This window comes from Aeromonas aquatica, assembly GCF_000764655.1.
GTDB classification, from domain to species: domain Bacteria; phylum Pseudomonadota; class Gammaproteobacteria; order Enterobacterales; family Aeromonadaceae; genus Aeromonas; species Aeromonas aquatica.
This window is the reverse complement of record NZ_JRGL01000020.1, coordinates 55,685-66,866: the sequence shown is the minus strand read 5'-3', so window position 1 is coordinate 66,866 and position 11,182 is coordinate 55,685. Positions and strand designations below refer to the sequence as shown.

The 11,182-nt window shown below is 62.5% G+C and carries 9 protein-coding genes; 4 read left to right on the top strand and 5 right to left on the bottom strand.

Translation table 11 applies throughout. From position 1 onward, the window contains the following. Window positions 1-239: 239 nt before the first annotated feature. The 3 genes from LG30_RS0105600 to LG30_RS0105590 form a co-directional block, all read right to left on the bottom strand. Window positions 240-1,286 (bottom strand): NAD(P)H-dependent flavin oxidoreductase, encoded by a 1,047-nt coding sequence (locus LG30_RS0105600; protein WP_033129734.1) that lies wholly within the window; start codon window positions 1,284-1,286, stop codon window positions 240-242. Beyond that, on the bottom strand, window positions 1,283-1,570 hold the full coding sequence (locus LG30_RS0105595; RefSeq protein ID WP_033129733.1) for a helix-hairpin-helix domain-containing protein: 288 nt from the start codon (window positions 1,568-1,570) through the stop codon (window positions 1,283-1,285). Before LG30_RS0105595 ends, LG30_RS0105600 begins: the two co-directional genes overlap by 4 nt. 72 nt (window positions 1,571-1,642) lie before the next feature. Then, a complete protein-coding gene (locus LG30_RS0105590) occupies window positions 1,643-2,284 on the bottom strand; it encodes a ribonuclease T2 family protein (RefSeq protein WP_033129732.1) in 642 nt (213 codons plus the stop codon). Between the two features lie 235 nt (window positions 2,285-2,519). Here LG30_RS0105590 and LG30_RS0105585 point away from each other — a divergent pair, with 235 nt between their 5' ends. Next, window positions 2,520-3,080, top strand: coding sequence for a gamma carbonic anhydrase family protein (locus tag LG30_RS0105585; protein WP_033129731.1), 561 nt, complete (start codon window positions 2,520-2,522; stop codon window positions 3,078-3,080). A gap of 73 nt (window positions 3,081-3,153) precedes the next feature. On the opposite strand, the gene LG30_RS0105580 is transcribed toward LG30_RS0105585, so the two are convergent. Beyond that, a complete protein-coding gene (locus tag LG30_RS0105580; protein ID WP_033129730.1) occupies window positions 3,154-6,192 on the bottom strand; it encodes a cytochrome c peroxidase in 3,039 nt (1,012 codons plus the stop codon). 174 nt (window positions 6,193-6,366) lie between these two features. Further along, on the bottom strand, window positions 6,367-7,275 hold the full coding sequence (locus LG30_RS0105575) for an SAM hydrolase/SAM-dependent halogenase family protein (protein ID WP_033129729.1): 909 nt from the start codon (window positions 7,273-7,275) through the stop codon (window positions 6,367-6,369). A gap of 173 nt (window positions 7,276-7,448) precedes the next feature. Here LG30_RS0105575 and LG30_RS0105570 point away from each other — a divergent pair, with 173 nt between their 5' ends. The 3 genes from LG30_RS0105570 (at window position 7,449) to LG30_RS0105560 (ending at window position 11,132) form a co-directional block, all read left to right on the top strand. Next, a complete protein-coding gene (locus LG30_RS0105570) occupies window positions 7,449-7,910 on the top strand; it encodes a hypothetical protein (protein WP_033129728.1) in 462 nt (153 codons plus the stop codon). Between the two features lie 342 nt (window positions 7,911-8,252). Further along, complete coding sequence (locus LG30_RS0105565; protein ID WP_033129727.1) at window positions 8,253-9,734, top strand: diguanylate cyclase; 1,482 nt, start codon at window positions 8,253-8,255, stop codon at window positions 9,732-9,734. 153 nt (window positions 9,735-9,887) lie between these two features. Continuing rightward, complete coding sequence (locus tag LG30_RS0105560; protein ID WP_033129726.1) at window positions 9,888-11,132, top strand: DEAD/DEAH box helicase; 1,245 nt, start codon at window positions 9,888-9,890, stop codon at window positions 11,130-11,132. Window positions 11,133-11,182 lie beyond the last annotated feature (50 nt).

The window sequence follows — 11,182 nt, the reverse complement described above, 5'->3', positions numbered from 1 at the left end:
TTATAGAGAGATTGATCACACTGGCAAGGGGTAAATTGAAATAAAACTGCAATAATCTGCACTTTCTTAGTTATTCATAACAAAACACAGCTTTTATACAAACTTATCCACAGAGCACTGCTGAAACGGGGCCTGACGCCCGACCAGTAAGTCAATTCTGCCCTCCACTTCGTCGCAGGAGGGATCTTATTCCAGCCCAAGGTGGCGCTGGTGCTTGTTCTCTATATATAAGGAAGCGCTCACAGCAGCCCCGCCTCTTGTACCCATGACGCCATCAGCTCGGCCGCTGGGAGATCACGGCAGCCCGATCGATTCTGCCCGGCCCAGAGCGGTGAGAAGTCATGACTTCCCCTCCTCTCTGCCGCGCCACGCAGTGGTGCCAAGGCCGTGCTGGCGTGTGGAAAGGTGGGCGCCAGCTCGGATAGCGGGCCCAGCTCCCGCATCAGGCGGTTGACGATGCCTCTGGCGGGGCGGCCGCTGAACAGGTTGGTCAGTGCGGTATGATGACCCCATCCGGAGTGGAGAGCTTCGCGGTGCAGGGCAGAGGTCGTCGCCTCGGTACTGCAGAGGAAGGCCGTACCCATCTGCACGGCGCTCGCCCCCAGCGCCAGGGCGGCGCGGATCCCCTTGCCATCGACGATGCCCCCCGTCGCAATGACTGGTAATGTCACCGCTTGCACTATTTGTGGCAGCAGAGTGAAGGTGCCTTGCTGCAGACTGAGATCGTCCGAGAGGAAGTGACCGCGATGGCCCCCCGCCTCCAGCCCCTGGGCGATGATGGCGTCGGCGCCATGCGCGCTAAGCCAGCGCGCCTCTGCCACAGTCGTCGCACTGGCCAGCACCTTGGCTCCCCCGCTTTTCACGTATCCGAGCAAGGCGGGATCGGGCAGTCCGAAGTGGAAGCTGACCACCACGGGTTTGAACTCGGCCAGGATGGCGGTATGTTCTTCGTTGAAGGGGGTTCGGCCGGGAGCGGTCAGGACGGCATCAGTGCTCAAGCCACACTCGGCATAATAAGGTGCCAGTGCCTGTCGCCAGCGGCGATCTGCGGCCGGATCTGGCTCGCACTGATGATGACAGAAGAAGTTGATGTTAAAGGGCCCAAGGCCGCTTTCCCTGAGCAGGGTCAAGGAGCGCCGCAGCTCGGCCAGGCTGAGCATGGCGGCCGGCAGGGAGCCCAGTCCACCGGCGGCGCTGACCGCCAGAGCAAGGTTGCAGTCTTGAACCCCTGCCATGGGAGCCTGAATGATGGGATAGCGAAGCCCGAGTTGGCCAAGCAGGGTCATGCTCCTCCCTCCGTCTGCCCTGCCGACACTGCCTCTTCTATATAGTCGCGCGCCATGACGATGGCACTCTCGATGGCAACCCGCGCCTGCGGACTGTTCTGCCAGCAGGTCGAGCCCAGCATGCTGGCCACCAGCCGGACTATCTGGCCGGTGTCGGCCTCCGCCAACTCACGCAGGCTATGGTAGCCGAGTTGTTCGAGCCGCCCGATGACGGTGGGCCCGACCCCCTTGACCCCGAGCAGCAAGGCCCGCTCCTTCGCCGGGAACTGTTTCAGATCAGTCATTCATCGCCTCCTTATGCCATGACACTGCTTATCTCTCTGCCTTTCTCGGCAGCCAACCATCACAACCGCTCTTTAACGCACATTTCTTAGCAGGAAATCTGGCTGACCACAGGAGCGAGCCTCTCGCTTGCGCATCTCGTCGGAGCAGGGCACTGCGTCATGCACTTCCTTGTCGATGCAGACATAGATCTCCCGCAGGAAGCGGCCGCCGTCGGCGCAGGCCAGGGTGATGCTCCCTTTGGACAGCCAGGCATTGGCATCGACCAGATCCTGCTTGAGTTGCTCTCGGCTCTTGCGCAGCGGCTCACTGGGCGCCTGGTAGGCGGCGGGCACCTTCACCCGCTGGCGCAGCTCGCCGGCCAGCCGGTGAAACTTCGGCTGGTCGAGGCCGGAGCAGGTGCCGTGCTTCTCCCATTCGTGGCGATAGAGGAAGCGGCTGGGATAGAGTCCGGCAAACTCGCGCTCCATGGCGGGATCCAGCCGCTCGGTGCCGCAGTCACTCGGGTAGCCGCGCTGATATTGCGGCCAGAGGCCGTGCAGCACGAACCCCAGCGGTCGGCTGCACTGCTCCCGATCGCCCGGTTTGACGGCGCAGTGCTGCGGCGACCAGGAGAGCGCCAGCGCGTAGTAGTCAAACTCCCCCGCCCGCCCCTTGCCCTGCACGCCTGAGACGAGCAACAGGGCACCGATCAGTAACACCATCATCTGCTTCATCTTCTTTTCATCTCCATCACCGCATCTTGCCTCCTCCGGACGAGGAAATCTCCCTTCCCTCTCGGCCCCATGCTCCCACACTAGGGAGTCAAAGAACAACCATGCGAGCGGTCCCTGCGCGACGGGGTCAGACCAGTTAAGGGTTTCCCCTCCCGGATCTGAGGCGTAAGCTGACTCTCCGGCGAGCCTCTGCGTCCCGCCACCGTCTCCGAATTCATCTGCAACAGGACGTAACATGATCCGCAAGAATCCCTCAGGTCACCTGCCCGTTATCGACGAATCTGCCTATATCGACAAGACCGCCATCATCTGTGGCAAGGTGATCATCAAGGAGAATGTGTTTGTCGGCCCCTACGCCGTGATCCGTGCCGACGAGGTCGATGAGCATGGGGACATGGAACCCATCGTCATCGGTGCCAACTCCAACATCCAGGACGGGGTCGTCATCCACTCCAAGTCCGGCGCCGCCGTCACCATCGGCGAGTACAGCTCCATCGCCCATCGCAGCATAGTGCACGGGCCCTGCGAAGTGGGGAACCGGGTCTTTATCGGCTTCAACAGCGTGTTGTTCAACTGCCACATCGGCGAAGGTTCCGTGGTACGCCACAACTCGGTGGTCGATGGCTGCGATCTGCCTCCCGGCTTCTATGTGCCCTCCACCACCCGCATCAACCAGCAGAGCGATCTGGCCGAGATCCCGCGCGTCACCGTGGATGCCACCGAGTTTTCCGAAGACGTGGCTCACACCAATATCGATCTGGTCAAGGGCTACAAGGCACTCTCCAACGAGTTCTGATTTTTCCCTCATCCAGACAGCAAAACGGGCGCCAGGGCGCCCGTTTTTATTGCGGTGAAGCTGTGCTGGTTGCCTAACTCGCCCGCACACAGGCGGCGGCATGCGCCTCTTCGGGCAGATCGGTGAGAGGCTCGCCGGTGCCCAGATCGAGCAGGGGGGCCTCACCGTCGCCATTGCTGGCATCGCTGCTCCAGAAGCGGCTGTAAAGCGGCCAGCCTTTTTCGGTCAAGAGCTTCATCTCCTCACCCACCTGGTGATAGGCGGCGAACAGGCTCGCCAGCTCCTGCGCCCCCGGCAGACGCCAATCATCGTGACCACGGGCCACCAGCTGCTGGCAATAATCGCGCGCCCGCTGCTGACTCATCATCGCGTAGTGGGCGCTGAAGGGGTTGTAATCCCCGTCCTCGTCGTTCGCCGTGTCGTCATAGGCGATCCCCAGCCGATCCGCCTCGCTCTGGGTCAAGGGGCAGACGAAGGAGAGCTTGCCCGCCGCCAGCTCGGGCTGATGGCAGCCCTGGCTGAAGTCCGGTTGGGCATCCACCACCTGCACTCGCACCGCCAGAGTACGGCCACCCGCGCTGACCCGCACCCGTGCCGGGCCGACGGCGAGGCCGCTGACCGCCCCCTGCCCATCGATGCTCGCCAGCTCGGGCAACTCGCTGGACCAGGTTGCTGGCTCGGTGAGCGGCGCCAAGGACCCATCGCTCAGGCGCAGGGCCAATTGCAGGGCCAGGGTACGGCCGACCTCCAGTTGGGGCAGGGCCGGCGTCACCACCAGATCGACTGGGATGGCGCCGACCGGACGGGCGTCATCCACCTCGCTCAAGCCCAGCTCGGCGACGCTGGCAGGAGTACGCCTCGGCTCGGCGGAGGCCCCGCGCAGGAACTCACCGATGGCGTCGAGCTCATCGTTGGTCAGGCCCAGCGCATGGAGGTGATCGGACGCCTTAGGGAAGAAGGGATCGTGCTGATCCGCCCCGGTCGGGAAACCGACCCCGCTGCTCCACTTGGTGACGCCGAAGTTGTACATGGCCACCACCCCCTGCACCGAGCCGCCGAGGCGCTGGGCCAGGATCGGGAAGACGCCGTTGTGCATATAGGGGCCGGTGAAGGCCACATCCCGCAGGCTCGGGGTCTTGAACAGCCCCATGTCCGCCTTCTGGCGGGTCTGCAGGAAGCGGCCCCTGTCCTCGAGATTGCGGCCGTAATAGGTCAGCCCCACGCTCTCGAACTGATGCTGGGTCAGCAGAGGACCCGAGTGGCAGTTCATGCAGCGGCCATCGGTTCTAAACAGGTGCATGCCCCAGAGCGCCTTGTCGCTGAGCGCCTGGGCATCCCCCTTGACGAAGCGCTCCAGCGGGCTCGGGCTGCTGATGATGGTGCGCTCGAAGGTGGCAATGGCCTTGGCAACCCGATCCAGGGAGATGTGATCATCCCCGAAAGCCGTGGCAAAAGCCGCCAGGTAGTCCGGGCTGGCCCGCAGCCGTGCCAGCAGCTCGTCGTGATCGAGGGCCATCTCCACCGGATTGTTGATGGGGTGCAGGGACTGCTCCTCCAGGGAACCGACCCGGCCATCCCAGAACTGGGTGCTGCTGTAGGCGGCATTGAGGATAGTGGGCGCGTTGCGGGTGCCCTTCTGGCCGAGATGACCGACCGACACGCTCAGCCCATCGCTCCAGCCTTTTTGCGGATCGTGACAGCTGGCGCAGCTGATGTCGCGGGCCTTTGAGAGCTGCTTGTCGAAGAACAGCTGCTGGCCCAGCACCACCTTGGCCCGGCTGTAGGGGTTGTCGACCGGGAAGGGCACCGCGGGCAAGGCCCCGAGCTCCTGCCATTGCACGCCGTCATCCACATTGGCGACGGGCCACTGGCTGCTGTCGCCAGCGTATTGCGCTCGCAGCGCCGCCAGTTCCGGCATGTCGCCGTCACGCACCACCGAGGGGCGCACCGGGTAGAGGGCGACCGCATACCAGAGCAAGCTGCCCTCCCCCTCGTCGAGCCAACTGCGAGTCAGCGGCTGATAGAGGCGGGCCCGAGCGCCATCCTGCAGCCAGATCTGCTGGGGCAAGGCGAGGGCGAAGGTATGGGGATAACGCCAGTCCTGCTTGTCGGTGGTGAGCAGGCGTTCAAACTCCACCAGGGTCGGCAGGCGCCATCCTGTCTGGCCACAGCTGGTCGGACGCAGCGCCAGTTGCTCGCGAGCGGCCGGCACCGAGTCGATAAAGCCCTGCCCCGGCAGCCAATATTGGCTGCCCTTGACCCCGGAGACGGCGCGCACGTCGTGCAGACAGTGCCAGGCGCCCTGGGTCAGCAACTTGCCCTGTTCATCCAGTCGCAATAGTTCGGCGGTCTCGGGCTCCCCCGGGATCACGGGCTTGGTTGGATACAACGCAAGCTGGGCGGCCTGGATCGCGGCTTCGTTGGTGCGGCGATACCAGCTGCGGGCGGCGCTGTCATCCAGCAGCGCCAGCAGCATCTGCCAGCTGTCGGGGTAGTTGAGCTCGGCCCCCAGTCGCTGGGCTCGCAGCAGGGTGGCATAGTCCTGGATGGCGGCCTGTTGTTGCAGGCGGATCTCGCTGCCCTGCCCCCATTCGCTGGCATCGAGTGCCCCGTCACCATTGCGATCGCTGAGCAGGAAGAGGGCGGTCTCCTCCTCATCCAGTCGCAGTGTCGGCGCGGCTGCGCGGCGAGCCCGATTGTCACCGGCAGCCAGGTCGGCCACCAAGGCACTGCTGGCCCGCAGGATGTAACCATCCTGCTCACCGCTGAGTTCAAGCGGTGCCGTCAGCAACAGGCCGGCGGGCAAAGTCAGGGTCGGGTTGCCCTGGCCGGTCAGGGTCACTGATGTCCCTATCCCGGTGGCGCGCTGGCGCAGGTTCAGGGTCGCACCCGGTGCCAGTCGGTCACCCAGATCGATGTCGAGGATCAGATCGGCCCGGGTATGGGTCTGCAGCGGCGGCTCGACGGGTGGGGTGACGATCGGCGGATCGATCACCGGCGGGGTGACGACGGGAGGCTCGACGACAGGAGGCACTGGATTGGTACCTTGGCTACCGTTGTCGTTACAAGCAGTCAGGGCCAGCAAGCTGGCCAGCAGTAATATGGGTTTCATCGTTTGGTTGCGGTGGGCAGACAGGCCGGCGATTATCCATTCAAACGGCAATTATTATCAATTGCATCCAGCTAATATGTTTTTTAACAACAACTTCGCTACCTGAATGTGACAAGGGGTGGCCACAAGCCACCCCCGATCGCCTTAATATATAGACAGCACCTGCCCCTTCTTTTAATTGCACTTCTTCAGGCTGACATGCCAGTTGGCACCAGACTGCACCTGATACTTGGCGGCGAAGCTGTCCATGTTGAGTGCCACCGACACCTGCAACAGGCTGTTGAGGTAGATGAGCGGCTGTCCCTCAGGCACGTCGCCGAAGCTGCTGACGTAGGGGGCCTTGCCCTCGTACTTCTGCACGTCCCCTTCGCTTATCTTGAAGCAGGCCTGGTCCCCCTTGTTGATCCCCGCCTTGGCGAGCAGGGTCTCGTCGATGTTGGTCCAGACGTTGCCGTACTGCACATCCAGGATGGGGATGGTGCCCTTGAGGGTGCCATCGGCCTCGGCCAGCGCCGGTTGGTAGGGAATGGTCACCACCTCGGCGGGCAGCAGCGGCCCCACTTGCTCGTAGCTGATGGTGCCGGAGGCGAGTCGCGCCCCGGTATAGGCGTAAACGTCACGGCCGTGGAAGGTGTAGGACTTCTCGGAGCCCTTGAGGCGATTGAGTTTCTCGTCGATCTGGCGCACCGTCTCGATGCCGAAGTGCTCGGCCACCAGGGTCAGGGTGCCGTTGTCCGGCGAGACGATGTAGTGACCACTCTTGGTCTTGAGCACCACAGAGTGGCGCGCCGTGCCCACCCCCGGATCCACCACGCTCACAAATACCGTGCCCTTGGGCCAGTAGTTGATGGTCTGATAGAGACGGTAGGAGGCCTCCCAGATGTTGTAGGCCGGGATCTCGTGGGTCAGATCGTAGAGCGGCAGGGTGCGATCCACCCCGAAAGCAACCCCCTTCATGGCCGATACGGCGCCATCCTTGAGGCCAAAGTCGGTCTGAATGACCAGCGCCTCGTTGGCAAAGGCACAGCCCGCCACCAGCGAGAGGGCGAGCACCAGGGTGCGGGGAGCGGTGCGAATATCCATATCAGAACTCCTTGTAGATCGATGAACAGGCATAAACAGCCATTTAGACATCCAGAATGCCATCATGTGTATTCTTTGCAAGCCGTCTCGCCCGAATGGGGGGAAAAGCACTCGCCTGAGCGCCCGAACTTGTGTATCCATGGGGCTGGGCAGAAGAATCAAGCGAGGTAGGCATGACAGAGACGGGGACTCCCACACTCTTGCTGAGTCTGGGTGAGCAAAGCAGCCGGGTGCGACTGACCCGGGAAGATGGCACCCTCTGGGATCATCCGCTGGCCTTTGGCCTGGAGGCAATGACGCCGGGCCCCTTTCGTCGGGATCCGCCCAGCGCGCTCGAGTTGGAGCAGGCCATCATGGTGGTGGAGGACGTGCTGATGCCGCTGGCCGCCCAGATCCCGCCCCACGAGAGGCTGATGCTGCACAGCCCCTACCCGTTGGTTGGCGAACTCGGCAGCCAGGAACTGAGCCGAGAGAGCGTCGAGCAGCTGTTCGGTCAATTTGCCGCCATGGTGGAGGGGGATCCGCTGGCGGCGGCCAACTTGCCCAAGGCCCGCCACTTTGCCGCCACCCTGCTGATCCTGCGTGAGTGGATGCACCATCTGGATGCCAAGCGAGTCGTGCTAATCGACGGCTGACACGCATCTCGCACGTGAACGACAGAGAGCCCCTGACCAGTGATGTATCGAGAGCCATCGACGATGTCACGAGTGCGATCTGTCTCTTTTATCGCCATCACAGGTGCCCATATCATCGCCATTCAGCCTGTATCAATGTTGTCTGACACATAATGTGGTACCCGATAAGCTCCCCCCTCCTTCCGGCAACAGGAAATACCCAAGGATATGGGAAATAAACAACTATCCCATTGATATAAATGGCTAATTTTCACAACGATTGACGTTCACCCGGTACCTTGCCTGCTTATAATCAGCTGAGCCAGGTCAGTTGCAACCCCTCTTGCCATTCGGGAAAGGTCCATGCCTGCATCGAAGTCGAACCCCCTGTCCCGCAAGTGGCTAAGCCGGCTTGGCTTCCTCTGCGTGGGGCTGGCGGGGCTGGCAATGGTGTTCAACTACGCCTACCTCAGCATTCGCCATGACATGGAGCTCATCACCGCCAAGCAGCCCAACGTGTTCGAGGTGTTCTATCAACGAGCGCGCATTCTGGCTCCGGCACAGCTGGCACAGTTTATCGATCAGAGCGCCATCAAAACCCCCATCTTCAGCGAGAACCACAGCGCTCTCGCCTATGTCTATGGCTACGACTACAAGAGTCGGAAGAGGTTTGCGGAGATCCCCATCATGCCGTCGCTTCACAGGACCCTGGCCGCCTATCAATACGTGCTCTCCTACCCCGAAGTCATCAACCTCTACGCCATCTTCGACGATCACCAGCTGCTCGGCATGATCGCTGACAATCGGGACCTCCCGGCCCGACTGCTGACCACCAAGAGGGCGCTGGGTCAGAGAGCGCCCTGGCTACACTACTTTGGCTGTGCCTCCTTCCCGATAGCCCATCAGCTCTGCAGCCCCGACGAGGCCCAGGTGTCCGACATCTACACGGACAGCTTCACCCAGCAACAGATCATCACCATGTACTTCCCCTTCGATTTCTATGATCTGGCGACCAGGGCATATCGCCATGGTCTGATGGGGATCGACATCGCCATCGACGCCGCTTTCAAGGATGTGCTGCAGCCCTATGAGAGTTCCAATCCAACCCGTACCGTCATCACCTTCGACGCCGCCGAGCCCTGCAGCCCCGGCCACCTCTGCCTCAGCACCCCCCTTATGCGCACCAAGGCGGGGGCCGATCTCTATCTCAAGTGGTCCTACTCCTACGGCAGTTTCGTGCAGAAGGTGGTGCTCTACAGCCCCGCCTTCAAGCTCTATCTCATCGCCCTGTTGCTGCTCATGCCGACCTGGCGACACCTCTATTCCCGCCTGTATTTACTGGCACACACCGATCAGCTGACCCGTCTGCCGAGACGGGACATCCTGGATCAGGCGCTGCTGCAGGAGCACGATTGCCTGATGATCCTGGACATCGACAACTTCAAGTCCATCAACGACAGCTATGGCCACGGCGTGGGCGACAGGGCCCTGACCGCCTTCGCCCACCACCTGAACAACAGCATCCGCAGCGGGGATACCGCCATCCGCTGGGGAGGTGAAGAGTTTATCGTCCTCTACAAGGGGCTCGGCAATGATGCCGAGATGTGCCGGACCGTCGCCCGCCTGCTGGCACAACCGATAGCGATCCCGGATCTCCCCACCCCCATCACCTTCTCGGCCGGTATCATCCGCATCCGGGATTACCTGTCGGTGGCCGACGCCATCACCCTGGCCGACGAGCTGCTCTATCACGTCAAGCAGCGCGGCAAGCACAACATCGCCTACCGACAGGGACTGGAGATCAGGCTGGTCAGGGAGCCGGGCGCCCCCCAGGAGGCGGGGTAAACAGGCGGAAATCGCTGTTGGCCGGTGCCGCGCTGGTTGAAGATCGGCAAGCAGCCAAGGTTCTTCTCAACTTCTGCTTAACCAGGCGGTTCTGTTACCATTTACCACTGTGACTGTTTTCATCCTGCCGCGATGGCCCAACCTGGTATCCCTATGTCTTTTGCCTCCTTTGCCGAACTGGCCCTCTCCCCTCGTCTGCAGCAGACGCTGAGGGAGCTCGGCTATGCCCAGCCGACCCCGATCCAGGCCAGCGCCATCCCGACCATACTGGCAGGCTGCGATCTGCTGGCGGGTGCCCAGACCGGCACCGGCAAGACAGCCGCCTTTGTGCTGCCGCTGCTTGAGCGGCTGATGCAGCACTCGCAGGATGAAAGGCCCCGCCCGATCCGTGCCCTGGTGCTGGTGCCGACCCGCGAGCTGGCGGTGCAGGTACACGAGAGCGTGCTGCGCTATGGCAAGGAGACGGGGCTGACCTGCGCTTTGGTGTATGGCGGGGTGAGCATAGCCGCCCAGGTGGAGGCACTTAGAGCCGGGGTGGATATCCTGGTCGCCACCCCGGGCCGGCTGCTCGATCACCTGCGCCAGGGGGCCCTGAGCCTGGCACAGCTCCGTCATCTGGTGTTTGACGAGGCGGACCGCATGCTCGACATGGGCTTTATGGACGAGATAAAAGCCCTGCTCAAGCAGATCCCGGCAGAGCGCCAGACCCTGCTGTTCTCCGCCACCTGCGATGACAATCTGTTTGCCTTGAGTCGCGTGTTGCTGCGCGACCCTGTGCTTGTCGAGGTGGCAACCCGCAACACCACGGCGGCCGAGATAGAGCAGCGGGTCTACGCGGTGGATGGCGATCGCAAGCAGGCATTGATCGAACACCTGCTCAAAGTGAAGGGCTATGCACCGGCGCTGATCTTCAGCCGCACGCGACAGGGTGCCGACCAGCTGGCCCAGCGACTCGGCAAGGCGGGCATCAATGCGCTGGCCTTCCACGGGGATCTCTCCCAGGGGGCGCGGGAGAAGGTGTTGCTGGAGTTTCGTGCCGGCACCCTGCAGGTGCTGGTCGCCACCGACGTGGCCGCCCGCGGACTGGATATCTTGGATCTCAACTATGTGATCAACCTGGAGTTTCCACATCAGCCTGAGGATTACGTGCACCGCATCGGCCGTACCGGTCGCGCCGGCAACAAGGGGCTCGCCATCACGCTGTTCAGCCCGGAAGATGCGCCTCAGCTGGAGAAAGTCGAAGCCGTGCTCGATACCCGTCTGCCCCAGCAGTGGTTCCCGGGTTTTGAGCCCGATCTCACCCGCTTCGAGCCCGAACCCCGCAGGAGCGGCAAGGCCGCCCAGAAACAGCGTGCCAGAAAACAGGCGCTGGGTGGCAAGAGTGGCAAAGTCCGGTAGGTGCGATTAGCGGAGCGTAATCGGACACGATAGCGTCTCTCCACCACAAT

What these genes read in the sequence shown, in the direction of transcription:
- LG30_RS0105600 (WP_033129734.1), bottom strand. Translation starts at nt 1,286, where the DNA reads ATGACCCTGCTTGGCCAACTCGGGCTTCGCTATCCCATCATTCAGGCT.
- LG30_RS0105595 (WP_033129733.1), bottom strand. Translation starts at nt 1,570, where the DNA reads ATGACTGATCTGAAACAGTTCCCGGCGAAGGAGCGGGCCTTGCTGCTC.
- LG30_RS0105590 (WP_033129732.1), bottom strand. Translation starts at nt 2,284, where the DNA reads ATGAAGCAGATGATGGTGTTACTGATCGGTGCCCTGTTGCTCGTCTCA.
- LG30_RS0105585 (WP_033129731.1), top strand. Translation starts at nt 2,520, where the DNA reads ATGATCCGCAAGAATCCCTCAGGTCACCTGCCCGTTATCGACGAATCT.
- LG30_RS0105580 (WP_033129730.1), bottom strand. Translation starts at nt 6,192, where the DNA reads ATGAAACCCATATTACTGCTGGCCAGCTTGCTGGCCCTGACTGCTTGT.
- LG30_RS0105575 (WP_033129729.1), bottom strand. Translation starts at nt 7,275, where the DNA reads ATGGATATTCGCACCGCTCCCCGCACCCTGGTGCTCGCCCTCTCGCTG.
- LG30_RS0105570 (WP_033129728.1), top strand. Translation starts at nt 7,449, where the DNA reads ATGACAGAGACGGGGACTCCCACACTCTTGCTGAGTCTGGGTGAGCAA.
- LG30_RS0105565 (WP_033129727.1), top strand. Translation starts at nt 8,253, where the DNA reads ATGCCTGCATCGAAGTCGAACCCCCTGTCCCGCAAGTGGCTAAGCCGG.
- LG30_RS0105560 (WP_033129726.1), top strand. Translation starts at nt 9,888, where the DNA reads ATGTCTTTTGCCTCCTTTGCCGAACTGGCCCTCTCCCCTCGTCTGCAG.